This is a genomic window from Megalodesulfovibrio paquesii (genome assembly GCF_054653055.1).
The window spans coordinates 432,357-455,643 of sequence record NZ_BAAIGQ010000006.1; the positions used below are offsets into that span (position 1 = coordinate 432,357).

At 62.1% G+C, this 23,287-nt stretch carries 24 protein-coding genes and 1 other RNA gene; 23 read left to right on the top strand and 2 right to left on the bottom strand.

Going from position 1 to position 23,287, the window contains the following annotated elements; translation table 11 throughout:
* Positions 1–21 precede the first annotated feature (21 nt).
* The 21 genes from ACYQ00_RS14795 to ACYQ00_RS14895 all read left to right on the top strand — a co-directional run bounded on the left by ACYQ00_RS14795 (position 22) and on the right by ACYQ00_RS14895 (position 20,179).
* On the top strand, positions 22–489 hold the full coding sequence (locus tag ACYQ00_RS14795) for a hypothetical protein (RefSeq protein WP_460032871.1): 468 nt from the start codon (positions 22–24) through the stop codon (positions 487–489).
* Positions 473–2,491, top strand: a complete 2,019-nt coding sequence (gene mrdA, locus ACYQ00_RS14800) for a penicillin-binding protein 2 (protein WP_460032872.1) — start codon at positions 473–475, stop codon at positions 2,489–2,491. Before ACYQ00_RS14795 ends, mrdA begins: the two co-directional genes overlap by 17 nt.
* Complete coding sequence (gene rodA, locus ACYQ00_RS14805) at positions 2,488–3,627, top strand: rod shape-determining protein RodA (protein WP_460032873.1); 1,140 nt, start codon at positions 2,488–2,490, stop codon at positions 3,625–3,627. Before mrdA ends, rodA begins: the two co-directional genes overlap by 4 nt.
* 86 nt (positions 3,628–3,713) lie before the next feature.
* Positions 3,714–4,139, top strand: a complete 426-nt coding sequence (locus ACYQ00_RS14810) for a bactofilin family protein (protein WP_460032874.1) — start codon at positions 3,714–3,716, stop codon at positions 4,137–4,139.
* Between the two features lie 155 nt (positions 4,140–4,294).
* The gene (locus tag ACYQ00_RS14815; protein ID WP_460032875.1) at positions 4,295–4,711 is read left to right on the top strand and encodes a F0F1 ATP synthase subunit B; all 417 of its coding nucleotides are present in this window, start codon (positions 4,295–4,297) and stop codon (positions 4,709–4,711) included.
* Between the two features lie 40 nt (positions 4,712–4,751).
* Positions 4,752–5,321 (top strand): F0F1 ATP synthase subunit B, encoded by a 570-nt coding sequence (gene atpF / locus ACYQ00_RS14820; protein WP_460032876.1) that lies wholly within the window; start codon positions 4,752–4,754, stop codon positions 5,319–5,321.
* Positions 5,318–5,869, top strand: a complete 552-nt coding sequence (atpH, locus tag ACYQ00_RS14825; RefSeq protein WP_460032877.1) for an ATP synthase F1 subunit delta — start codon at positions 5,318–5,320, stop codon at positions 5,867–5,869. The genes atpF and atpH overlap by 4 nt, the downstream gene beginning before the upstream one ends.
* 4 nt (positions 5,870–5,873) lie before the next feature.
* Positions 5,874–7,382, top strand: a complete 1,509-nt coding sequence (atpA, locus tag ACYQ00_RS14830) for a F0F1 ATP synthase subunit alpha (protein WP_460032878.1) — start codon at positions 5,874–5,876, stop codon at positions 7,380–7,382.
* 19 nt (positions 7,383–7,401) lie between these two features.
* Positions 7,402–8,283 carry a F0F1 ATP synthase subunit gamma gene (locus ACYQ00_RS14835; protein WP_460032879.1) on the top strand — a complete coding sequence of 294 codons (882 nt, stop codon included), beginning with the start codon at positions 7,402–7,404 and terminating at the stop codon, positions 8,281–8,283.
* Positions 8,284–8,301: 18 nt separating this feature from the next.
* A complete protein-coding gene (gene atpD / locus ACYQ00_RS14840) occupies positions 8,302–9,717 on the top strand; it encodes a F0F1 ATP synthase subunit beta (protein WP_460032880.1) in 1,416 nt (471 codons plus the stop codon).
* A 15-nt stretch (positions 9,718–9,732) separates the two neighbouring features.
* The gene (locus ACYQ00_RS14845) at positions 9,733–10,134 is read left to right on the top strand and encodes a F0F1 ATP synthase subunit epsilon (RefSeq protein WP_460032881.1); all 402 of its coding nucleotides are present in this window, start codon (positions 9,733–9,735) and stop codon (positions 10,132–10,134) included.
* A gap of 204 nt (positions 10,135–10,338) precedes the next feature.
* Positions 10,339–11,736: a bifunctional UDP-N-acetylglucosamine diphosphorylase/glucosamine-1-phosphate N-acetyltransferase GlmU gene (gene glmU, locus ACYQ00_RS14850; protein ID WP_460033177.1), complete on the top strand. Its 1,398-nt coding sequence runs from the start codon at positions 10,339–10,341 to the stop codon at positions 11,734–11,736.
* Positions 11,737–11,767: 31 nt separating this feature from the next.
* Positions 11,768–12,022, top strand: coding sequence for a cell division protein ZapB (gene zapB, locus ACYQ00_RS14855; protein WP_460032882.1), 255 nt, complete (start codon positions 11,768–11,770; stop codon positions 12,020–12,022).
* Positions 12,009–12,275: a cell division protein ZapA gene (gene zapA / locus ACYQ00_RS14860; protein ID WP_460032883.1), complete on the top strand. Its 267-nt coding sequence runs from the start codon at positions 12,009–12,011 to the stop codon at positions 12,273–12,275. The genes zapB and zapA overlap by 14 nt, the downstream gene beginning before the upstream one ends.
* 207 nt (positions 12,276–12,482) lie before the next feature.
* Positions 12,483–12,666, top strand: a non-coding RNA gene (ssrS, locus tag ACYQ00_RS14865) — 6S RNA.
* Between the two features lie 343 nt (positions 12,667–13,009).
* The gene (gene rny, locus ACYQ00_RS14870) at positions 13,010–14,569 is read left to right on the top strand and encodes a ribonuclease Y (RefSeq protein ID WP_460032884.1); all 1,560 of its coding nucleotides are present in this window, start codon (positions 13,010–13,012) and stop codon (positions 14,567–14,569) included.
* A 795-nt stretch (positions 14,570–15,364) separates the two neighbouring features.
* Positions 15,365–16,471, top strand: a complete 1,107-nt coding sequence (locus tag ACYQ00_RS14875) for a tetratricopeptide repeat protein (RefSeq protein ID WP_460032885.1) — start codon at positions 15,365–15,367, stop codon at positions 16,469–16,471.
* A gap of 13 nt (positions 16,472–16,484) precedes the next feature.
* Positions 16,485–16,898 (top strand): PaaI family thioesterase, encoded by a 414-nt coding sequence (locus ACYQ00_RS14880; protein WP_460032886.1) that lies wholly within the window; start codon positions 16,485–16,487, stop codon positions 16,896–16,898.
* A 130-nt stretch (positions 16,899–17,028) separates the two neighbouring features.
* Positions 17,029–17,838, top strand: a complete 810-nt coding sequence (locus tag ACYQ00_RS14885; RefSeq protein ID WP_460032887.1) for a hypothetical protein — start codon at positions 17,029–17,031, stop codon at positions 17,836–17,838.
* Positions 17,835–19,487 carry a homocitrate synthase/isopropylmalate synthase family protein gene (locus ACYQ00_RS14890; protein ID WP_460032888.1) on the top strand — a complete coding sequence of 551 codons (1,653 nt, stop codon included), beginning with the start codon at positions 17,835–17,837 and terminating at the stop codon, positions 19,485–19,487. Before ACYQ00_RS14885 ends, ACYQ00_RS14890 begins: the two co-directional genes overlap by 4 nt.
* Positions 19,463–20,179, top strand: coding sequence for a septal ring lytic transglycosylase RlpA family protein (locus ACYQ00_RS14895; protein ID WP_460032889.1), 717 nt, complete (start codon positions 19,463–19,465; stop codon positions 20,177–20,179). The genes ACYQ00_RS14890 and ACYQ00_RS14895 overlap by 25 nt, the downstream gene beginning before the upstream one ends.
* On the opposite strand, the gene ACYQ00_RS14900 is transcribed toward ACYQ00_RS14895, so the two are convergent.
* On the bottom strand, positions 20,166–20,459 hold the full coding sequence (locus tag ACYQ00_RS14900; RefSeq protein ID WP_021759211.1) for an integration host factor subunit alpha: 294 nt from the start codon (positions 20,457–20,459) through the stop codon (positions 20,166–20,168). The two genes, ACYQ00_RS14895 and ACYQ00_RS14900, sit on opposite strands and share 14 nt — an antisense overlap.
* Before the next feature lie 41 nt (positions 20,460–20,500).
* Positions 20,501–20,926, bottom strand: a complete 426-nt coding sequence (locus tag ACYQ00_RS14905) for an HIT family protein (protein WP_460032890.1) — start codon at positions 20,924–20,926, stop codon at positions 20,501–20,503.
* A gap of 262 nt (positions 20,927–21,188) precedes the next feature.
* Here ACYQ00_RS14905 and ACYQ00_RS14910 point away from each other — a divergent pair, with 262 nt between their 5' ends.
* Both ACYQ00_RS14910 and ACYQ00_RS14915 read left to right on the top strand, forming a co-directional pair.
* Complete coding sequence (locus ACYQ00_RS14910) at positions 21,189–22,229, top strand: radical SAM protein (RefSeq protein ID WP_460032891.1); 1,041 nt, start codon at positions 21,189–21,191, stop codon at positions 22,227–22,229.
* Positions 22,226–23,287 (top strand): glycosyltransferase family protein, encoded by a 1,062-nt coding sequence (locus ACYQ00_RS14915; RefSeq protein WP_460032892.1) that lies wholly within the window; start codon positions 22,226–22,228, stop codon positions 23,285–23,287. Before ACYQ00_RS14910 ends, ACYQ00_RS14915 begins: the two co-directional genes overlap by 4 nt.

Here is a 23,287-nt window from a genome sequence, read left to right on the forward strand (position 1 = left end):
CGGGCCAAAGGAGACGCACCAGTGCGAAACGTCTTGTGGTGGCTGGGTTTCATCATCTGCTGCCTGTGGGCGCAGCGCCTGGTGCATGGCGTGGATTTTCTGGTGGTCGGGTTGGTCATCAGCGCGCGCGAGGGACGGGTCATGCAAACAGCCTGGCTGTTCTCCATATTTCTGCTGCTGCAGGAAGGCGCAGGCACGCTGGCCTTTGGCGCCGGCCTGCTGTGGCAGGGCGGGGCCATGCTCCTGTACATTCTGGGCCGCTGGCTTTTTGAAACCCGCAATGTGCTCTTCATCTTCCTGATGGGCTGCTGCCTGGGGGTCTGGCGCTACGCCCTCATTCATGGCATGGCTGCCCTGCAGGAGTACACGCTTTCTCCGCGCTCCATGTTCCTGTGGGAATGCCTGCTGCAGGCGTTGTTGTTCCCCCTGGCCTGGAGCATTGCCCATGCCCTTCGAGGGAGGCCCGAGGTCGATGCCGCCACTGTCTGAGACCGAAAGCCAGGTCGCACCCAAGAACGGCCTGTTGTTGTTGCAGATTTTTGCACTCTGCTTCTTTTTTGTGTATGCCTTCCGCTTTTGGCAGCTGCAGGTGCACAAAGGGGAGGAATTTGCCGTCAAAGCTGCGAACAACAAGCTGCGCCAGGAGGCCATCTTTGCGCCCCGGGGCGAACTGCGCGACCGCAATGGCCAGCTCGTGGCTGTGAACCAGCCTGCCTATGCCCTGGCCGTGGTTCGCGAGGACGTGCCGGACATCAACGCCACCCTGGAGCAAGTCTCCAAATGGACCACCGTGCCCATGGACCAGCTCCTGGACCGCTATGCCCGCGGCAGCTCGGTGCAGAGCCGCGAGCGGGTCAAACCCTTCCAGCAGCTGATTCTTGTGCCGGATCTGAGCTTTGATCTGGTGGCCCTCATTGAAGCCAACGCCGTGTTCTGGCCCGGCCTGGAGATTGTGGTCCGCCCGCGCCGGGTATATCTGCAGGGCCCGCTGCTCTCGCACATCCTGGGCTACGTGGCCGAAACCAATCGGGAAGACCTGGAACAGGATCCCGAATTGGAAGGCGGGGATCTCGTCGGTCGGCAGGGTGTGGAAAAGGTGAAGGAAAAAGAGCTGCGCGGCAAGAAGGGGCTCAAGGAGATGGAGGTGGATGTGACCGGGCGCAGCCTGGAAGAACGGCTCCTCCGACCCTCCAAAGCTGGCAACGGGCTGAACCTGACCATTGATCTGGACCTGCAGCGAACCCTGGCCAATGAGATGGAAGGCCACGCAGGCGGCGTGGTGGTGATGGAGCCGGCCACGGGCGACCTGCTGGCCCTGCTGACCCTGCCCACGTACGACAACAACGTTTTTACCGCGGGCATCAGTTCCTCGCAAATGCAGGCCCTTCAGGCCAACCCCCGCGCGCCCTTGCAGAATCGGGTCATTCAATCCACCTATCCGCCAGGATCGGTCTGGAAGCTCGTGGTGGCTGCCGCAGGGTTGGAAGAAGGGCTCATCACCCCGCACACGACCTTTTTCTGCCCAGGATCCTATACCCTGGGCAAGCGCGTGTTCCGCTGCTGGCGCAGTGCCGGGCACGGCAACCTGAATCTTGAACAGGCCCTGGTGCACTCCTGCGACGTGTATTTTTACCAGCTCGGGGAAAAACTCGGGGTGGAGCGCATCAGCCGGTACGCCAAGGCCTGCGGGTTTGGGGAGCCGACAGGCATTGATCTGCCGTATGAAAAGGGCGGTCTGGTGCCCACGCCGGACTGGAAGCGCAAACGCTTCCGCGAACCCTGGCATGGCGGCGAGACATTGAACTATTCCATCGGCCAGGGCTTCACCCTGGTTACGCCGCTGCAGGTGGCCCGGTTCCTTTCCGCCCTGCTCAATGGTGGCACCTTGCTCAAGCCCAAACTCCTGCTGGATGATCCGGTGGTGACCCAGGGCCGTCTGCCCATCCGGGAAGAGTGGCGCAAGCTGCTGGTGCAGTCCATGGTCAGCACTGTGGAATCCGGCACCGGGCGCAGCATCAAGCGGCCGGACGCCATCATGGGCGCCAAGACCGGCACGGCCCAGGTGGTTCGCCTGGGGCAGGAGCGACGCAAGACGCGCGACACCCCCTACCGCTTTCGCGACCATGCCTGGATGGCCAGCTTCGGGGAAAAGAACAATGCCACCTATGTGGTCGTGAACATGATCGAGCATGGGGGACACGGCGGTTCCGTGGCCGGCCCGGTGGTGCGGGACGTGTACAATCATTTGTTTGGCGATCTGTCTGCCGCCAATGCCACGGCCACGCCGGCTGGAGGAGGCAACGCCACACAGCCGTCACGGGTGCCGCGTACAACCGGCGTGCACACCGGCGTGCCCCCCAGCGCACCGCCGGCGGGGCGCCCCGGCGTCCAATCAGGCAGCGCTCAGGAACCCAGAGCCAGCGGCGAACACAGGGCCACAGTCCGACCCACTGCGCGCTCCGCGCCTGCACCTGCCGGGACTCCGCAATGATTTCCATCGACCGCAGACTGTTCTCCCACATCAACTGGCCTCTGCTGGGCTTGCTGTTGCTGCTGTTCAGCGTCGGCGTGCTGAACCTGTATTCCGCAGGCGGCGTGCGCGTGGAAGGCGGCGTGACGGTGCAGCCGTTTTGGCAAAAGCAGCTGGTCTGGGGCGGGTTGGGCCTGCTGTGCATGCTGGCTTTCATGAGCGTGAGCTATGAGAAGTTCAAGAGCCTGTGCTGGCCGCTGTACGGGGTGACGGTGGTGCTGTTGCTGGCGGTGGACATCATGGGCCGGACCTACCTTGGTGCCCAGCGGTGGTTATCCGTGGGCGGGGTGTCTTTTCAGCCCAGTGAGGTGGCCAAACTGTGCGTGCTGCTGGTGGCGTCCCGGCTGCTCTCGCGTCGGGCCGATCCCCTGGACTGGGGCGAGCTCTTCACCGTGCTGGGCATTGCGCTGATCCCGGTCGCCCTGGTGGTGGTCCAGCCGGACCTTGGCACCGGGATGAACATCCTCCTGCTTCTGGGGGGACTGGTTCTCTACAGAGGGCTGACCCTGCGGGTGCTGCGGGTACTGCTCATCGTGGTGCCGGCCCTGCCATTTCTGGCCTGGGAATTTCTGTTGCTGGATTACCAGAAAGATCGCGTGATGAGCTTTCTGGATCCCAGTTCAGACCCTCGCGGCTCTGGCTGGCAGGTTATCCAGTCGCAAATCGCCATTGGTTCCGGGGAGATGTGGGGCAAGGGCTACCTCTCCGGCACGCAAGGCCAGCTGCGGTTTTTGCCGGAAAAGCACACGGACTTTGCCGTGGCTATTTTGGGTGAGGAATGGGGGTTTGTGGGCGCAGTGGTGCTGCTATCCCTGTTCACCCTGTTTCTGTACAGCATTTTTCTCACTGCCCGGGACGCCAAGGACCGTTTTGGCTCCTTTCTGGCGGCCGGGGTCTTTTTTTACTTTTTCTGCTTGTTCACCATCAACCTGGGCATGGTGCTGGGCATGATGCCGGTGGTGGGGTTGCCGCTGCCGTTTGTCAGCTACGGCGGCAGCTCCACGCTGGTGAATTTCAGTCTGGTGGGACTGGTCTGCAATGTCTCCATGCGACGGTTCGTGTTCAAGCAGCACCGCAGTTTACACATCAAAACGTAGGCGACCGATCCGCAATCGCCGCAGGGCCTGCGACAGGTCGCACCCCACGGGGTAGACGCCATAAGGCACTAAGGAGGACAGCACGGATGGCCAAAGACGAAATCAACGCGTTCCTGGGTGTGGGCACAGCCTACGAAGGCAAGCTGCAGTTTCAGGGTGCAGTGCGGATTGATGGCGCGTTCACGGGCGAAATTGTCTCCGAAGGCACGCTCATCGTCGGCAAGGATGCCCAGGTGCGCGGGCAGATCAACGTGGGCCAGCTTATCCTGAGCGGACAGCTGCAGGGTGAGGTCAAGGCCAGCAAAAAAGTCATGCTGCACAAGACGGCCAATCTGGTCGGCTCACTTTCCACACCGGCCCTGGCCATTGAGGAAGGGGCCATGCTGGAGGGGCAGGTGGCCATGGGCGCCACCCCTTCGGAAGCCGAATCTCTCAAGCAGGTGCAGGTACTTCGTGAATTTGAGAGCATGGAGAGCGCCCTGCCTGCAGGGCCGGATGACGAAGCCGGGTAGTTGGTTTTGATTATCCAATCAAGAGGTTGTGCGCGTTCTCTTGCGCGGAACCCGCGAAAAGCTTTTGACAGGGACAGGAAAAGTGGAGTACAGCCCTCGCTGACTTCGAGCAAAAATTCACAACCTCCACCTCCAACCGCACCCCGGGGGCCGGCATGATTGATTTTGACATCACATTTTTGGTGCAGCTCATCAATTTCCTCATCACCCTGATCGGCTTGAATTTTTTGCTGGTGAAGCCGCTTCGGGCCAAGTTGAAGGAACGTGCCGACGTCATGGCCGGGATGTTGAAGGAAGCCGAAGGCTTTTCTGCACGCGCTGAAGACAAGCTGAAGAATTACGAGGAAGTGCTTGCCGAAGCCCGCAAGGCTGGCACTGACGAGCGCCTGAAAGTGAAGGCTGCCGCTGAAGCGGAAGAACAGACCCTGGTGCAGGCTGCCGTTGCCAAGGCCCAGCAGGAGCTGGCCCAAGCGCGCGCGACCATCACCAAGGAAACTGACGCCGCCCTGACTGCCCTCAAGGCCCAGGCCCCGGCCCTGGCCAAGAAAGTCGCCGACAAAGTGCTGGCGTAACGCCGTCCGAGAACGCCGCAAACCGCCAAGGAGTACACCCTTGAAGAAGACAATCTTGACGCTGCTCTCGGCAACGGCGCTGGTCTGCCTGGCTGTTGTCCCTGCCCTTGCCTCTGAGGGCGGCGAGCACCACTACGACTGGATGAACCTCCTGTACCGCATCATCAACTTCGTCATCTTCGTCGGCATCATTTACTATGTGGCCGGCAAGAAGATCATCGATTTCTTCAAGACCCGCCGCTACACCATCGAGAACGATCTGGCCGACCTCAACCAGCGCAAGGTTGATGCGGAAAAGCGCCTCAAGGACGTGGAAGCGTCCATCGCCAATATCGATGCAGAACGCCAGGCCATCCTGGACGATTACCGCAAGCAGGGCGAAGTGCTGAAGGCGGCCATCATCGAAAAGGCCAACAAGACGGCGGAGCAGATCACCGCCCAGGCCAAGATGACCGCCGAACAGGAATCCCGCCTGGCTGTGGAGCAGATCCGCGGCGAAATGGCCGACCTGGTCGTCGCTGCTGCGGAAAAGCTCCTGAAGGACAAGCTGAACGCTCAGGAACAGGAAAAGCTCATCGATAAATATTTAACAAAGGTGGTGCTCAATTGATCGGCAACGTGGTGGCGCGCAGGTACGCCCGGGCTCTGTTTGCCATCGGCAAGAGCAAGGGCGTCACCGAGCTGGACAAGTACGGTAAGGACCTTTCCGCGTTGGTGGAAGCCGTCGACGCGACGCCCGGTCTGCTCAAGCTTTTCCGCAACCCCATCTTTGATGTGGCGGAAAAGAAAAAGGTGGCAGACGCCCTGCTGGTCAAACTGGGCGTGGGCGAAATGGTCAAGAACTTTGTCCACCTGCTGGCGGACAAGGGTCGGTTGGGTGAACTTCCTCAAATCCATGCCGTCTTCATGAGCATGCTGGATGCCGAAAAGGGCGTGGTGCGCGGCGAGCTGGTGACGGCCATCAAGCTCAATGCAGCCAAACAAAAGGCAATGAAATCCAAGCTGGAATCCCAGGTCGGCAAAGAGCTTGTCCTGGAATTCAGCCATGATCCTTCCATCCTGGGCGGCGTGGTGCTCAAGGTGGGCGATCAGGTTCTGGATGCTAGCCTCCGCGCGCAGTTGGGCATTCTGAAGGAAAACATCAGAAGGGGTGAGTAGGGCCATGCAGATCAAAGCCGAAGAAGTCAGCAAAATTATTGAGGAGCAAATCTCGAACTACGAGCAGCGAGTCGAGATGAGCGAAACCGGGACCGTCCTGTACGTCGGTGACGGTATTGCCCGCGTCTATGGCGTGCAGAACGCCATGTCCATGGAACTGCTGGAATTCCCCGGCGGCCTGATGGGCATGGTGCTCAACCTGGAAGAAGACAACGTCGGTGTGGCGCTTCTGGGTGAAAGCACGAACATCAAGGAAGGCGACCCGGTCAAGCGTACCGGCAAGATCTTCTCCGTGCCCGTTGGCGATGCGGTCATGGGCCGCGTCATCAACCCCCTGGGACAGCCCATCGACGGTCTGGGGCCGATCGACGCCAAGGAAACCCGTCCCGTCGAACTCAAGGCGCCCGGCATCGTCCAGCGCAAGAGCGTGCATGAGCCCTGCATGACCGGCCTCAAGGCCATCGACGCCATGACGCCCATCGGCCGCGGCCAGCGCGAACTGATCATTGGTGACCGTCAGGTCGGCAAGACTGCCGTCTGCCTGGACGCCATCCTGGCCCAGAAGAACACGGACATCCACTGCTTCTATGTGGCCATCGGCCAGAAGAAGTCCACCGTGGCTCTGGTGGCGGACACCCTGCGCAAGTACGGCGCCATGGACTACACCACCATCATCTCCGCCACAGCGTCCGAACCTGCCCCGCTGCAGTTCATCGCCGCCTACTCCGGCTGCACCATGGCCGAGTACTACCGCGACAGCGGCAAGCACGCTCTGATCATCTATGATGACTTGTCCAAGCAGGCTGTGGCTTACCGCCAGATGTCCCTGCTGCTGCGCCGTCCTCCGGGCCGTGAAGCCTTCCCCGGTGACGTGTTCTACCTGCACTCCCGCCTGCTGGAACGCGCCGCCAAGGTGTCCGACAGCATGGGTGCCGGCTCCATGACCGCCCTGCCCATCATCGAAACCCAGGCTGGCGACGTGTCCGCCTACATCCCGACCAACGTTATCTCCATCACCGATGGTCAGGTGTACCTGGAACCCGCCCTGTTCAACGCCGGCATCCGTCCTGCCATCAACGTTGGTCTGTCGGTCTCCCGCGTCGGCGGCGCCGCCCAGATCAAGGCCATGAAGCAGGTGGCCGGCACGCTGCGCCTCGACCTCGCCCAGTACCGCGAACTGGCCGCCTTTGCTGCCTTCGGTTCCGACCTGGACAAGGCCACCCAGGCCAAGCTGAACCGCGGCGCCCGCATGGTGGAACTGCTCAAGCAGCCCCAGTACCAGCCCATGAGCGCGGAAGAACAGGTCTGCTCCATTTACGCCGGCACCCGCGGCTACATGGACGACGTGCCCCTGGAAGCCGTCCGCAAGTTCGAATCCGAGATGCTGGAATTCATCCGCAACGCCAAGGCTGATGTCATGGCTGGCATCACCGAAAAGAAGGCGCTGACGCCCGAAATCGAAGAGAAGCTGAAGGCCGCCATCATCGAATTCAAGAAGGGCTTCCAGGCCTAGCCTGGAAGGGAGAATGCCCATGGCATCACTTCGAGACATTAGCACCAAGATTGGTGCGGTCAAGAAGACCAAGCAGATCACCAAGGCCATGAACATGGTGGCCTCGGCCAAGCTGCGGGGTGCGCAACAGCGCATCGAGCGCTTCCGCCCATACGCTGAAAAGTTCTATGACATGCTGCAGGAACTTTCGGCCAAGGCGGACTCCAGCGCACACCCCCTGCTTGAGGTCCGCGAGGAAATCAAGACCGTAGGCGTGGTGGTGATGACCTCCGACCGCGGACTCTGTGGCAGCTTCAACGCCAACATGATCCGCGAGGGGAACAAGGTCGTCAAAGCCAAACTGGCGGAAGGCAAACGCGTGGTGGTCTACACCGTCGGCAAAAAAGGCCGGGACGCCCTGCGTAAGCAGGGGTACGAGATGGGCACAGCCTACCCGGACCGCATGAACAACTTCGACTTCACCCTGGCCAATGAACTGGGTGTGGAGATTATCGAATCCTATCTGTCCAAGCAGCTTGATGAAGTCATCCTCGTGTACGGGAACTTCATCAGCATGGCCAGGCAGGTTCCCGAAGTGCAGCCTCTTCTGCCCATCGCTCCCAAGACGTCCGCGAGTGAGGACGGCAAGAAGGGTGTGGCGCAGGAATACATCTACGAGCCGGATGTGGTTGGCTTGCTCGCAGAGCTCCTGCCCCGCTTCCTCAAGGTCCAGGTCTACAAGGGCCTGTTGTCCACCTCCGCCAGCGAGCACGCTGCTCGTATGGCGGCCATGGATAACGCCACCAAGGCCTGCGACGACATGGTCGGGGCATTGACGCTGGTCTTCAACAAGACCCGTCAGGCTGCCATCACCACGGAACTGATGGATATCGTCGGCGGCGCCGAAGCGCTGAAAGGATAAGGAAGGAGTGTGACCGGCATGAGTCAGAACATCGGTAAGATTGTTCAAGTCATCGGCGCCGTCGTGGACGTCGAGTTTGAGGAAGGCAAGCTTCCCAACATCTTGAACGCACTGGAAATCAAGAACCCGAACAACACGGATGCCCCTGAGCTGATCTGCGAAGTGGCGCAGCACCTGGGCTCCAACGTGGTTCGCACCATCGCCATGGACGCTACCGAAGGTCTGGTTCGCGGCATGGCTGCGGCCGACACCGGCAAGCCCATCATGGCTCCCGTGGGCAAGGCCTCCCTGGGCCGCATCATGAACGTCGTGGGCAAGCCTGTGGACGAAATGGGCCCCATCGATTCCGACAAGTACCTGCCCATTCACCGTGAAGCCCCCGAGTTCACCGAACAGTCCACCTCCGTGGAACTGCTCGAAACCGGCATCAAGGTCGTGGACTTGCTCATTCCCTTCCCCAAGGGCGGCAAGATGGGCCTGTTCGGCGGCGCCGGCGTGGGCAAGACCGTTATTCTGATGGAGATGATCAACAACATCGCCAAGCAGCACGGCGGCATCTCCGTCTTCGCGGGCGTCGGTGAACGCACCCGTGAAGGCAACGACTTGTACCACGAAATGAAGGACGCTGGCGTTATCGACAAGGCCGCACTTGTGTACGGCCAGATGAACGAACCGCCAGGAGCCCGTGCCCGCGTGGCCCTGACCGCTCTCGCCTGCGCGGAATACTTCCGTGATGCCGAAGGCCAGGACGTGCTTCTCTTCGTCGACAACATCTTCCGCTTCACCCAGGCGGGTTCCGAAGTGTCCGCGCTCCTCGGCCGCATGCCCTCTGCGGTGGGTTACCAGCCCACCCTCGGCACCGACCTTGGCGGCCTGCAGGAACGCATCACCTCCACCACCAAGGGTTCCATCACTTCGGTGCAGGCCGTGTATGTGCCCGCGGACGACTTGACCGACCCCGCGCCCGCCACGACCTTCTCCCACCTGGACGGCACGCTGGTGCTTTCCCGCCAGATCGCTGAACTGGGCATCTACCCCGCGGTGGACCCGCTGGACTCCACCTCCCGCATCCTGGACCCCAACGTCCTGGGCGCCGAACACTACAACACTGCCCGCGAAGTGCAGAAGGTGCTCCAGAAGTACAAAGAACTTCAGGACATCATCGCCATCCTGGGCATGGACGAACTCTCTGACGAAGACAAGCTCATCGTGCACCGCGCCCGCCGCATCCAGCGCTTCTTGTCTCAGCCCTTCCACGTGGCCGAGCAGTTCACTGGCACGCCCGGCGTGTATTGCAAGCTGACTGATACCATCAAGGGCTTCCGTGAAATCCTTGATGGCGTCCATGATGAACTGGCGGAAACCGACTTCTACATGGTCGGGGATATCAGCACCGCCCTGGAGAAGCAGAAGAAGCGGTTGGCCGACAACTAAGCCCTGGAGACGCCCATGAGCCTGCAATTGGACATCGTTACTCCGGACAAGCTCGTGCTCAGCACGAGTGTGGAGTACGTGGGCGCGCCTGGCTATGAAGGCGAATTCGGCGTGCTGCCCAACCACATCCCTTTCTTGTGCGCGTTGCAGATTGGCAACCTGTACTACAGAAAGGAAGGCAGGACCCACTATGTCTTCGTGTCCGGCGGCTTTGCCGACGTCTCCGACAACAAGGTCACTATCCTGGCCGAAGCAGCTGAAAAGGCCGAGGAAATCGACCTGGACGGCGCTCGCAAGGCCAAGGAGCGCGCCGAACAACGTATGAAGGAAGCGCAGGATCGTATTGCCTATGCCCGTGCGCAGGCCGAGCTCCAGCGGGAAATCGCCCGCATGAGCGCGGCCAGCAAGGCCCGGTAGCCAGGGAAGCACCCTGCAAGCTTCTTCCTTTCCGACGCACCCGACGTAGTAGAACGGGGCAGGCTTCACGCCTGCCCCGTTTTTTTGATGTCCCTTTCTTTGATGCCAACGCGTCCCAGGCAGTCTTCCCCCCTTGACGCCGCACCCCGCGCGGGGCACTCATCCCAGGGAACCCATCCACAGGAGCAGCATATGATCGTCACCGTGCCGGAATCCATCGGCGGCCTTGTTCTTGCGGCTGGCAAGGGCACCCGCATGCATTCCTCCATGCCCAAGGTGCTTCACCCGATTCTGGGCGAACCCATGCTCTGGCACGTGCTTGAAGCGCTGGCCCCCTTGCTTGGGGAACGGCTGTGGACAGTGCTTGGCTTTGGCGCGGATCAGGTGCTGGCCCGCATGCCCAATCTTGCGGAGGCCAGCATCCTACAACAGGAACAGCTTGGCACCGGCCATGCCCTGCAGTGCGCCTGGGCCACCCTCAAGGCCTCCGGGCTGACTCATGTGCTGGTCATCAATGGGGATACCCCTCTGGTACCGCCTGCGGCGCTGGCGCGCATGGTCAATATCGCCCTGGAAGAGCGCGCCGCAGTGGCCTTCTTGTCGATTACACTCAATGATCCAGGGAGCTTCGGTCGTGTGGTCCGCCATCCCAACGGGGAAGTCGCCGCCATTGTCGAAGCCAAGGACTATGACCGCGCCAGGCATGGCTACCCCACCGGGGAAATCAACGCCGGGATTTATCTGCTCGAAATCGCCACGGTGGACACGTTGCTCAGCCAGTTGACCAATGCCAACCGCAGCGGGGAGTACTACATTACTGACCTGATCGGGCTGGCCAAGGCCGCCGGCCTGACTGTGTTGGCTGAGAATGTGTCTGCAGAAGGGATTTGCCCGCAGGACGCAGTACGGTTTCTCGGGGTCAATTCACCCGCAGAACTGGTTGCCGCGGAAGAGTGCATGCGCGAATCCATTGTCTGTTGCTGGGCGGCGCGCAATGTCCTTATCCGGTCCCCCGGCATGGTCCGCATCGGGCCGCGGGTCATCCTGGAGCCAGGCGCGGAACTGCACGGGCCCTGCGAGCTGTACGGGGAAACGCGGATTGCCAAGGGCGCGCTGGTTATGTCCCATTGCTGGCTCAATCATGTCGAGCTGGAGTCCGGCTGTGTGCTGCATCCTTTTTCCCATGCAGAACACGCGCATCTGCACGCCGGCGCCCAGGCCGGCCCCTATGCGCGGCTGCGGCCGGGCGCAGTGCTGGAACACAACAGCCGGGTTGGCAATTTTGTGGAACTGAAAAAAACGCGCCTGGGACAGGGCGCCAAGGCCAGCCACCTGACCTATCTTGGCGATACCGTGGTGGGCGCGGGGACAAACATTGGCGCCGGCACCATCACGTGCAACTATGATGGCACGCACAAGCACCTGACAACAATACAGGATAATGTCTTTATCGGCTCCAATACCGCCCTGGTGGCGCCGGTGACGATAGGCGAGGGGGCCCTGGTGGGGGCGGGCTCAGTCATCACCGAGGATGTGCCCGCCGGCAGTCTGGCTCTTGCCAGGGGACGGCAGGTGATTAAATCCAGGAAGCCGGTCGCTTGATTTTGCGCCATGGACAGCGTAGTTAGAGGGCATGGAACTTATTGACCAGCTAGAGCGGAAGCTCGACACGTTGCTGACGGCAAACGCAGCCTTGCGCCAGGAAAACGTGCAGCTCAGGCAATCCCTGGAGCACGACACGCAGGCGCTGCAGGCGGAAACCGTCCGCCTGACGCAGGAGCTGGAGCGGGAGCGCGCGGCGCGCATGGCCGTGGCCGCCCGGATAGATTCGCTCCTGCGGAAGATAGAGGCCGCCTCGGGAGATGCGGCTGCCCATGCCCAGCCATAGTCACAGCCTGCAAGTGCTCGGCATGCACGTCTCCTTTACGGCGGAGGCGGATCATCAACGTGTGGAACAAGCGAAAAAGCTGGCCGAGAAACGATATCACGAATTGGAAAAACGAGGGACGCAGATCAGCAGGGAACGATTGCTGGTCTTTCTGGCCTTGGGATTGGCTGACGATTTGCTCCAAGCCAATCAGGAGTGCTCGGCGATGCAGGAACGTCTCCAGGCACTTCTGGCGAAGATAGATGAGGGGTGACACGGCGGCAGGCGCACGTGGCGATGCAGAACATCGCCACGTCTGGCGCCCCCGAGTCACAACGAGCGGGACCCGGCCGGCACCCGTGAGGGCGCACGGTGCACCTGGAAGCGGCGTGGGGGAATACAGCCGCGGGCCGACCGATCCGGACCAGGATCGAGGATGTACCGCTCCGAACGCAGTTCGGGAGTTCTTTGAAGTAACACGGTCGCCCTGGGATGTGCGTGATCATTGGGTTTCTTTCTTGAGCCAATGATTCACTCCAGGGTGCTGCCTCAGCTTCTGCGGTGTGCATACCCGAAATCCACGGGGAGCCTGAAGCAGAACAGGCGGCGCCCGCCATGCATAGCATGGTTCAAAAAGGCCCATGACACGGCGTTCTGGGGACCTTGTTGCTTTCAAATGATGCCGCCATGCGGGATGCCCGCATGGCACAGGGCAAACGGTGGATGGGGAGGTGCCGGCGCGTTGCGTGCTTGCTTCGCGTTTGGCGAGTGGCGCGGTTTCACGCCATCCCGATCAGGCATGCCCCGCGAAAGCGGCCCGCAATGCCCTCCGCCGCAGGACCGGGCTGATTTGCCGCATCGTTTCTTCGTAAAGCCTGTAGAGCACCTCGCTTCCTCACCATGGCCTGCTGAACCCATAGCAGCGCGGACTGACCGGCTTGCGTCCCGGTCGCGCAGCGCCGCGTTTGCTGCGACAGGCACGGCCTGATGGAATAGAGGGAGTGGTCTATGTCATTCACATCGTTCATGTTGATGTTGCTGGGTGTTGCCTTGGGCGCTGGCGGGGCATACTGGGCCTTGCAGGTCATGGGCAACAAGAAGGTCAGCGAAGCCAAGGAGCTGGCCAACAGAATCGTGGAGGAGGCCCGCAAGGAGGCGCAGGCGCACAAAAAAGAAGTGCAGCTTTCGGCGCAGGATGAGATCCTCAATCTGAAAAAGGAACTGGATCTCGACATCAAGGAGCGCGAGCGTGAGCTCAAGCGTCGCGAATCCAAGGTGCTGGAAAAGGAAGAGCGGCTGGAAGAGCGCAGCGTGAAGGCCACGCAAAAGGAAAGCGAAGTGCTGGCCTTGGAAAAGGAACTGACCCGCAAGGAGCGGCAGTTCGTGGACCGCGAGGAGCACCTGCAGGCGCTGGAGGCCGAGCGCACCCGCCGCCTGGAGGAAATCTCCGGCCTCACCGTGGAAGAAGCGCGCCAGCGTATTGTCACGGAGTTGGAAGAGCGCACGCGCCATGAATCGGCCAAGATGATCCGCCAGATTGAGACCGAAGCCAAGGAAGTGGCCTCCCGCAAGGCCAAGGAAATCCTGGCCACCGCCGTGCAGCGCTATTCCGGTGACTTTGTGGCGGAAAACACCGTCACTGCCGTCACGTTACCCAGCGAAGACATGAAGGGCCGCATTATCGGCCGTGAGGGCCGTAACATCCGGGCCCTGGAAGCAGCCACCGGCGTGGACCTGATTATTGATGACACGCCTGAAACGGTCATTCTTTCCGCCTATTCGCCGCTTCGTCGCCAGATTGCCAAAATGGCCCTGGAACGCCTCATCAGCGATGGCCGCATCCATCCTGCCCGCATCGAAGACATCGTCAAGAAGGTCGAGCAGGAGATGGATGTCAAGCTGCGCGAGATTGGCGAACAGGCCACGTTTGATGCGGGCGTGCATGGCATCCATCCAGAAATCGTCAAGTTGCTTGGGCAGTTGCAATACAGGACCAGCTTCAGCCAGAACGTGCTGCAGCACTCCCTGGAAGTCTGCTCCCTGTGCGGGGTCATGGCTGCGGAGCTGGGGCTTGATGTGAAAAAGGCCAAGCGCGCCGGTTTGTTGCATGACATCGGCAAGGCGGTGGATCATGAGATCGAAGGGCCGCATGCCATCATTGGGGCGGACTTGGCCAAGAAGTACAATGAATCCAAAGAGATCATCCACGCCATCGCCGCCCACCATGAAGACGTGCCTCCCAAGTCCATCACCGCGGTGCTGGTCCAGGCGGCGGACAGCCTCTCCGGCGCCCGGCCAGGCGCCCGCAAAGAGCTGCTGGAAAACTACGTCAAGCGTCTGGAAGATTTGGAGAACATTGCCACCGGCTTTGGCGGCGTGAGCAAGGCCTTCGCCATCCAGGCCGGCCGGGAGATCCGGGTCATGGTCGATTCCGAGCAGGTCGATGACGACACCACCTACCTGCTGTGCAAAGACATCTCGCATAAGATTGAAGAAAATCTGACCTATCCCGGCCAGATCCGGGTGACTGTGATTCGTGAACGCCGCGCCGTGGGCTACGCCAAGTAACCTGCACCGGGGTGTTGCGTTGAACAAGGGCAGGGAAATGTCGCAGCCGGCTCGCAGCGTCCGACTGGAACCCACTGCGGCGCAGGCGACTGCGCCCTGTGTCGGCCGGAGTATCTTCTGGCAACATGGGCAGGGCGAGTGGCTGGTGCGTGCCGGCCATGCCCTGCCGCCTGCTTCGTCTGCCCGGGGGGGCTTGGGCGCGGGCGGGCGGGATCGACAGCCTTGCAAGGTCCGCAGGCTTCCGGGGGCTGTGTCTGCCGCCAGAGGCCAAAGGAGATGCGCCAGAATGCAGCTTTTTGTGGTTTCGCATCTTCCGCAAGATGCCGTGCCGGTGATAGCATTGGCAGCCGGGGCAGGAGCGCCTGCTGCCAATCTCCTCCCCGGTGCGGGGACAGGTGGCCGGTCCGGGCAATCTCTGGCTGCGATGCATGGCAATACACGTGCGGCGCATGCTGATGGCAAGGAAGGGGGCAGGTACATGATGGTGGTTGCCGTGGTGGCCTCTGACAAAACAGCCGGCAGGCCGGGCGTTCAGCCCCAGGCCCCTTCCCGGGGGCTGGGGCGGGAAGGGCTGCCTCCGGTGCCGGGGCGCCTCTGGCGCGCTGTTTCGGAAGTGCTACGGCCTGCTGCGCCAGAACAGGGCCAACTGGGCCAACTGGGCCAACAGGGCCGACAGGGACGGCCGGGGCGCCAGGCTGGCGGGAGTTGCCGGGGGCGCATCCAGCCCTGGTGCGCTCACTCGTCATGGTGCGCGGCCCGGTCTTGCCGTCCGGCCTCGCTTGTGAGGGGGAGGGCATGAGGCCGACCGGGTATGATATCCGCCCCGCGACGAAAAAAGTCGTGATCCTCAGCGCCAACCGCACCCACGTGGAGCGGGACAAACTGGCCCTGCGGCAGATGCCCCTTGAAGTGGTGCGGACGTTTTCCTCTGCGGTGGAGGCCTACAGCTATCTTTTGGCCAGCCCCTGCGACATTCTGTTCTGCGACCACGAGCTCGGCGGCCTGGATGCCCTGGGTTTTATCCGAAAGATGAAAACCTCGCCGGTGCTGCGGAAAATTCCCGTGGTCATGGTCACCTTGAAGAACGACCGGCACGACGTGCTGGACGCCGTGGCCGCCGGCTGCTCCGGCTACATCCTGCGGCCATACTCCGATGAAACCTTCGCCCGCCACAGCCAGACCGCGCTGCAGCTGGCCACGTTCAACGAGATTGAACAGCGCCAGCTCAGCGACGCCAAGCTCATGCTGGAAACCGGGGACTTCGATGAAGCCATCGAAGAACTGCAGGAATTGACCAGCGTGGAAGGCGAGGCGCAAAAGATGTATGACCTGGGCTGCCGCCATCTGGCCGAGGAGCGCTACGGGCAAGCCATCATTGCCTTTCAGAAGGCCATCCGCATCAATGACCTGTTCGCCGAGGCGTACGAAGGGCTGGCCGAAGCCTTCAAGCGCAAGGGCGAGATGTCCATCAGCCAGCGTTTCCTCAAGAAAGCCGCCGATATGTTCGCGGAGCTGGACCACATGGAAAAGGTCAAGGAGCTCTTCATCGACATCCTGAAAATGGACGAGCGCGCCGCCAATCCGTTCAATACCCTGGGTGTCAAGCTGCGCAAGGCCGGCAACGTCTTTGGCGCCATCCGGGCCTACAAGCAGGCCCTGGAACTGACTCCAAATGACGAGAACATTTATTATAATCTGGCCAAGGCCTATTATTTCAGCAAGGAAATGGATCACGCCCTGGACTGGGTGATTCAGGCGCTGCAGATCAATCCGGACTTTCAGGAAGCCGGCAACATGTACCGGCACTTGAAGGGCGTGGCCTGGCCGGCCTCTGCAAGTCAGGTCACGCCGCGCGTGGCTTCGGTTCTGGTCAAGGACGATCTGCACCTCAAGGATGCGTGAAAGGAGTGCGGCCTTGGAAGGCAAGGGGAGCTATCTGGAAAACGTGGTGCAGCCAGGGCAGGCGGTCAATCCGTTGCTTGCGCACCTGGGCATTGTCGTTTCCAGACTGGATGCCGAAGCGGCGGTGCTCAGCACCGTGGTCACGCCCGCGCTTCTGCAGGGGGCCGGCGTGCTGGCCGGCGGCGTCATCGCCACGCTTCTGGACGAGGCCATGGCCCACGCCGCCTTGGGCCGGCTGGGCATGCTGCGCATCGCCACGGTGGAGATGTCTGTGCGGTATTTCAGCCCGGTGCAACTTGGCGATGCCGTGGAGGCCAAGGCCTGGATGCAGCGCGAGGGCTCGCGTCTTTTGACCCTGGAAGCGGAATTGTTGCGCAATGCCAGGACACTAGCCGCCAAAGCCGTCGCCACGTTCATCCGGGTTTGACTCTCGCTTTTGACTAAGCGGCCGGCTTGGCGTTATATGATACCAGTGTTGCCGAGACGATTGTTCTTTTCCGCCACCCTTGCGACTGCGCCGGCCCCGCGCCGCCGTGCCGGCCACCCTGGAGCCTGACGTGTCACGTGCCTGGATTCGGGCCAAAAAGCTGGAGTTCGCCCGCGACCTGTTGCGGGACTTCTGCCTGGCAACCCGCGATTTTTCACAGATTTTCGCTGCCTATGAAGCCAGCGGCTCCATAGATTATCTGGCCCTGCGCCAGCTGACCGGCTCCGTGATGAATAAAGGCATCCTCTGGCGCCTCAAGGATACCTCCCACCTGCTCCTGCGCGGCTCGCCCGACTTGCCACAGTTTGCCGAGGATGCGCGGCTGGACAGCTTTCTGGACTGGGCTCTGGGCTATATTTTTCACGAAGTGGTGAAAATTCGCGAGGATGCCCACCAGCACGAGAATTACGTGCCCTGGGTGCAAAGCCTGCAGACCCAGGCCCTGCCCTCCCAGGAGCGCGAGCACGTGGCCTGCATGGTGGACGTGCTGGGGCAGACCCGGGAGAGCCTGGCGCGCGAAATTGCCCGGGTTCGCCGAATTATTGCGGAATGTCTCATGCTTTTCCCGCCGGTGCTGCGCAAGTATCGGGACAGCCCGCTGCTGGCCCGCTTCCTGTTCAGCCAGGAACTCCTGGTGCAGGAAGTGTTTGGGGACAAGCGGGAATATTTGCTGGAAGTGCTCTACGAGGATGACCCGCAGCTGCTGTATCTCCTGGCAGCCCAGAGCCTGCGGCAGGGTGGCTGGTGGGAGCCGGCCCGCGAAGCCTTGGCGCGGGCGCAATCCCTGCGCCCTGAATGCCCCCTGGTGCTGGAAGAAACCTCCCGCATGGCCCGGCTGTGCGCCAAACTCCCCACGGCCCGACGAGGCGCCATCGCATGAGCCGTGCCTTCCTCGCGCCGGGTCGTCCCCAGCCGGCTGCCAGCGGTGCCTCCCTGCTGCCGCAGGGGCTTCCTGTGTACATCTGCGACGCCACCTTCCGCGAGGGACAGCAGGCCGGCCGCAGCTTTACCGTGGAGCAGATCGTTCGTCTGTATGATCTGCTGCATCGCCTGGGTGGCCCTGCCGGGTTCATCCGGTCCAGCGAGTTTTTTTGCTACACAGCCAAGGATCGCCGCGCCGTGGACGCCTGCCGGGCGCTGGGGAGGCCCTTCCCCCGCGTCACGGCCTGGGCCCGCGCCTCCCACCAGGATCTGCAAACCGTGCGGGACATGGAAATCGCCGAAGTCAGCCTGCTGATGAGCGTTTCACCCCAGCACCTGCGGCACAAATTCGGCTGGACGGATGCCCAGGCCACGGACGCCTATCTGGCCGTGCTGGACGAGGCGCTCTCCCTGGGCCTGACCCCGCGGTGCCATTTTGAAGATGTGACCAGGGCGGACGTGCCCGGGTTCTGCATCCCCCTGGCGCGCAGGATCATGGAACGTGCCAGGCAAAGCGGGCGCCCCATTGTCATCCGCCTGTGCGATACCCTCGGGCTGGCCATGCCGTATGCCGGTGCGCCCCTGCCCATGGGCATGGCGGCGTTGGTGCAGGCCTTTGTGCAGGAGGGCGGCGTGCCCGGCGAGCGCCTGGAGTTTCACGGGCACAACGATTTCCACCGGGCCCACGCGAATACCGTGGCCGGCTGGCTGGCCGGTTGCGCCGGCGCCAGCGCCAGCCTGATGGGCCTTGGCGAGCGCACGGGAACGGCCAGTGTGGAAGGCCTGACCGCGGAATACAGTCTGCTGGCCCCTGGGACGGCCTCGGTGGATCTGCACGTGCTGGGCGAGCTGGCCCGCGAACTGGCCGCCATGGGGGTGCCCATCCCGGAGCAGCAGCCGCTGCTCGGCGGCCGCGCCTTTGCCCATGTGGCCGGCCTGCACCTGGACGGCTTGCGCAAATCTGCCGACACCTATGAAGCTTTTGATCCCGACGCCGTGCTTGGCCGGCAGTCGCGGATCATCATCACCGACAAATCCGGCCGGGCCGGGGTGATTGCCTGGCTGGAACAGCGGCTGGGGCTGCAAGACCCCTCCAAGGATGCTCCGTTGGTCACAACCCTGCTGGCCATTATTGCCGAAGCCTATGAGCAGGGTCGGGCAGCACCGTTCTCCGATGCCGAAATGACTGCCATGGCAGCCTTGCTTTCTTCATCTTTGGCGAGTCATCAGGATAATTCGGCGCGCGAACGGATGTTGCAGTCTATGGAACGGGCAATGCGGCTGGTGGCCGGATGCCTCTCGCAGTGTGGGAAAGAGGCTGTTTCAGATTCCAGACCGCTGTTTCACGGCCTGTGCCTGTTGCGCTGTACGGATTCTCATGGCACATGCAAGGCGTACAACAGATGGGGTGCCTGTGCGCCTGGCGAAGCCATGCTTTCGGAACTGCCTGCGGGGGCTCCGGGGCAACTCTTCCCGTGCCTGGAACAGGGCCGCCTGGGCTGGGCCCGGGTGCTGGCCCTGCCGGACGGTGGGCGCCTGGAAACCATCTGGGACCTCATGACCTTCTGGCCGCAGGAGGATGCATGTCCCGGCCGTTCGCCTCGCTGATTCTCCTTGCCGCATGCCTGACCATGGCTGTGCTCTCCGGCTGCGGCGGCAGCTCGGCCACGCGCAGCAATCTCAAAGGCACCTACAAGCCCTATACCATTCGCGGCAAGACGTACCATCCCCTGCTCACGGCGGACGGGTTTACGGAAAAGGGATTGGCGTCCTGGTATGGCCCGGGTTTTCACGGCCGACGCACGGCCTGCGGCGAGGTGTACGACCAGAACCAGATGACTGCGGCGCACAAGATTCTGCCCATGCACACCATGGTGCAGGTGGAAAACCTGGACAATGGCCGCACCACAGTGGTGCGCATCAACGACCGCGGCCCTTTTGTTTCGGAGCGGATCATCGACCTCTCGCACGCCGCAGCCAGGGAACTGGGCGTCACCGGGCCGGGCACGGCGCGAGTGCGCATTGCGGCCCTAGGCGATGTGCCAACGTACCGCAATGGCGACTTCACAGGAACGTTCTTCGTCCAGGTAGGCGCCTTCACCGTGCAGGAGAATGCCCTGCGTCTGCTGTCAGCGCTTCAGGCCGAGGGCAAGCCGGGTTCCCGCATCGTGGAGTCGGACATTGGCGGGCGCCTGTTCTGGCGCGTGCAGATGGGCACGTGGCAGAGTATGTCTGCCGCGGAGAACGCGCGCCGAACGATGCTTTCCCGGTTCCCGGGGGCCTTCGTTATTGCTGATTGAGTTCGGCGCGGAACTTGCGGGAAAGCCGGAAGACCACAACCTTGCGCGGGGGCAGGGTGATGGTTTCATCGGTTTGGGGGTTGCGTCCCTTGCGCGCCTGCTTGTCGTACGCCTCGAACTTGCCGAAGCCGCTGATGAGCAGGGCGTGGTCCTTCTTGATGGCCTGCTTCATGATCTTGAGCAATGATTCGACAATATTTTTGACTTCCGCGCGGTTGCGGTTGGTCTTCTCATAGATGGCGTCGACGATTTCCGCTTTGGTCAGTGTCTTGTCGCTCATAAGGAATCCTTTCAGGGCGCTGGTCGCTGTCTGTAAAAAAACTACGCTGCCGTAATGGCCGCGGCGATACGCTGTGCCATGTCGGCCATGGCGTCTGCACTGGAATAGGGACGTTGCGGCCACAAGGCCAGCCCGTCGTCTGCAAACCGGGGGATGAGATGGAAATGCGCATGCATCACCACCTGTCCTGCGGCAGGGTGATTGTTCTGCATCAGGTTGACGCCATCCGCACCGGTGGCCGCCATCACCCCGCGGGCAACCCGGGAGAGGGCGTCAAGCAACCCGTTGCCCATTGCGGCGGGCAGATCCATCAGGGTCACGTGATGCGACGTGGGCACCACAAGCGTGTGCCCGGGGTGGACTGGATTCAGGTCAAGAAAAGCCAGCACTGTTTCCGTGCGCAGCACCTGTTGACAGGGGATCGTTCCCTGGATGATCTTGCAGAAAATGCAATTGGCATCAACCATATGCACTGCGTCCTTGGGCATGCGCGGCGCGCGTTCCTGATCCAGCATCCGTATGTGGGCTACATTCCCCACCATGCTTCGTCACCAAAACGGAAAATTAGCAATTTTCTTTACGTTGTCAAGTGGTTAGATGGGGTGGCGGAGATGTGACCAAGCAGGCTATGGAATCTTACTCACCGGTATAACTGAATGTATCGGCCAGTTCAAGGCATTTTCCCGGCGCCATTCACTTTTTTCTGTTTTTTCCAGTTCAGGAGAGGTCATGTCGGCTCGTACGCAACGAATACCGTGGCCGGAGCCGCAGGCCCTGCCTTCAGGACGACGCCGGCGCATCTGGCCGGTGTTTTTGCCCTTTGCCGGTTGCTCGCGCCGGTGCGTGTTCTGCGACCAGACACGGCAGACCGGAGTGGGCGAAACGTCCCTGGCGGATGCCTATGAGGCCTTGCGTCGGGGAATGCAGGATGCGGACCCTGCCTCGGCCTGGGATGAGCTGGCCTTCTACGGTGGCAGCTTCACGGCACTGCCGCAGGAGTGGATTGAACGCTTTCTTGATTTGGCCGCGGCATGGAAACAACAGGGCCGCATTGGCCGGGTGCGGTGCTCCACACGTCCGGATGTCGTGGATGCTGCCGGCTTGGCCCGCTGGAAGGCTTTGGGGCTGGACGTGGTGGAACTGGGCGTGCAGTCGTTCCAGGATGCGGCCCTGCAGGCCTGCGCCCGAGGGTATGACGCCGCGTGCGCCGTACGTGCCTGCAGCATGGTGCGCGCGGCAGGGCTGGGGCTGGGCGTGCAACTGATGCCAGGATTGCCGGGACGCCGCCCCGGCGATGTGGAGCGCGATGTGGCCGAAGCCCTGGTCCATGCCCCGGAAGGGCTGCGGCTGTATCCCTGCCTGGTCATTGAAGGAACAGCTCTTGCTAGACAGTGGCGGCAAGGGAAATTTGTCCCCATGCCCCTGGAGGCCGCGGCCTGGGCGATGGGACGGGCGATTCTGCGTTGCTGGGAGCAGGGTGTGCCACTCTGGCGTATCGGGGTGTTGGAGCAGCCGGGCTTTGCGCCGCACGTGCTGGCCGGTCCGCATCACCCCGCAGCGGGAACCATGGCCAGAAGCCGGGCGATCTTTTTGTGGTTGCGCAGGATATTGCATCAATACGGCCCCCCTGCGCGGGTCCTGCTGCCCAGGCGGGTTGGCGGAGAACTCTGGGGAATAGGCGGGGAGTTGCTGCCACGGTATGCCCGGTTGGGCATGCACAGGGGCCTGTTGCGGTGGCATGATCAAGGCTGGATGGAGTGGCAAACGTGAATGTGCTGTTGCTGGAAAGTCCGCGGTTCTACCATGTGTTCAAAGCCCAGGGCTGTGAGGTGCTGTGCCTGAGTCCGCATCCTGCGCCGCATGCGGGCGTCGATCCCCGGGATTTCGTGCAGCTGACGCGGATGTGCCACCGTCGCGAGCTGGAATCTCTGTTGCAGGCCCGGCAATTCATGCCGGATCTGGTGCTGTGGTGCGACCACGGCTACCTGCCTTCGATCTTTGGTTTCGAGGCCCTGGAGTGCCCCGTGCTGGGGCTGACCATCGATGACTATTGCAACCCCTGGCACATCCCCTTTGCCGCGGCGTTCGACAAGGTCTTTGTGGCCCAGAAGGACTATGTGCCCGTGTTCAATCAGGCCGTGCGCCCTGACGTGGCGGTGTGGAGTCCGCTGTTTTGCGACGAGCGCGTGGATACGGATCCCGGACTGGCGCGGGACATTCCCGTCAGCTTTGTGGGCACACTGCAGCCGAAGAACATTCCGCAACGCCTGCCGTTCCTCAAACGGTTCAAGGAACTGGCCCCCTTGGTGCTGCTGCAGGGACGCTACGCACCCATCTTTCAGCGTTCGCAGATTGTCCTGAACCAGACCGCGGCCGGGGAGTTGAATTTCCGCCTGTTCGAGGCCTCGGCCTGTGGCGCGGCGGTGCTCACCGAGGTTGGGGAAAACGGGCTTGAAGAGCTCTTCCAGCCAGGCGAGACCATGCTGCCGCCCTATCCCCGGGGCGATGCCCCGGCGGCGGCGGCCATTGCCAGGGAGTGGCTTGCCCGTCCCGAAGCGCTTCTTCGCATCGGGACGCAGGCCAGGGAACTGGTCCGGCGCGAGCATTCGCTGCAGGTGCGGGCACGGCAGCTTGTGGCCGAAGCCCTTCGCCTGCGGCAGGAGGATGCCCTGCCGCGCCGGCAGGCCAGGCAGGGCTGGATCCGCCAGGAACTGGCCAAGGCCTGCGCCTTTATTGCCGCGGAGCTGGTGCAGCCGGAATTTGCCAGAATGCAGCAGACCTACCTGAATCTGGCCAAGGCCTATCCCACCATGCGGGACCAGCTGTAA

Coding starts and splice junctions, on each gene's coding strand:
- ACYQ00_RS14910 (WP_460032891.1), top strand. CDS start 21,189: ATGTCGGCTCGTACGCAACGAATACCGTGGCCGGAGCCGCAGGCCCTG.
- atpA (WP_460032878.1), top strand. CDS start 5,874: ATGCAGATCAAAGCCGAAGAAGTCAGCAAAATTATTGAGGAGCAAATC.
- rodA (WP_460032873.1), top strand. CDS start 2,488: ATGATTTCCATCGACCGCAGACTGTTCTCCCACATCAACTGGCCTCTG.
- ACYQ00_RS14835 (WP_460032879.1), top strand. CDS start 7,402: ATGGCATCACTTCGAGACATTAGCACCAAGATTGGTGCGGTCAAGAAG.
- ACYQ00_RS14815 (WP_460032875.1), top strand. CDS start 4,295: ATGATTGATTTTGACATCACATTTTTGGTGCAGCTCATCAATTTCCTC.
- zapA (WP_460032883.1), top strand. CDS start 12,009: ATGCCCAGCCATAGTCACAGCCTGCAAGTGCTCGGCATGCACGTCTCC.
- ACYQ00_RS14890 (WP_460032888.1), top strand. CDS start 17,835: ATGAGCCGTGCCTTCCTCGCGCCGGGTCGTCCCCAGCCGGCTGCCAGC.
- ACYQ00_RS14810 (WP_460032874.1), top strand. CDS start 3,714: ATGGCCAAAGACGAAATCAACGCGTTCCTGGGTGTGGGCACAGCCTAC.
- mrdA (WP_460032872.1), top strand. CDS start 473: ATGCCGCCACTGTCTGAGACCGAAAGCCAGGTCGCACCCAAGAACGGC.
- ACYQ00_RS14895 (WP_460032889.1), top strand. CDS start 19,463: ATGTCCCGGCCGTTCGCCTCGCTGATTCTCCTTGCCGCATGCCTGACC.
- ACYQ00_RS14845 (WP_460032881.1), top strand. CDS start 9,733: ATGAGCCTGCAATTGGACATCGTTACTCCGGACAAGCTCGTGCTCAGC.
- rny (WP_460032884.1), top strand. CDS start 13,010: ATGTCATTCACATCGTTCATGTTGATGTTGCTGGGTGTTGCCTTGGGC.
- ACYQ00_RS14905 (WP_460032890.1), bottom strand. CDS start 20,926: ATGGTTGATGCCAATTGCATTTTCTGCAAGATCATCCAGGGAACGATC.
- zapB (WP_460032882.1), top strand. CDS start 11,768: ATGGAACTTATTGACCAGCTAGAGCGGAAGCTCGACACGTTGCTGACG.
- ACYQ00_RS14875 (WP_460032885.1), top strand. CDS start 15,365: ATGAGGCCGACCGGGTATGATATCCGCCCCGCGACGAAAAAAGTCGTG.
- ACYQ00_RS14900 (WP_021759211.1), bottom strand. CDS start 20,459: ATGAGCGACAAGACACTGACCAAAGCGGAAATCGTCGACGCCATCTAT.
- atpD (WP_460032880.1), top strand. CDS start 8,302: ATGAGTCAGAACATCGGTAAGATTGTTCAAGTCATCGGCGCCGTCGTG.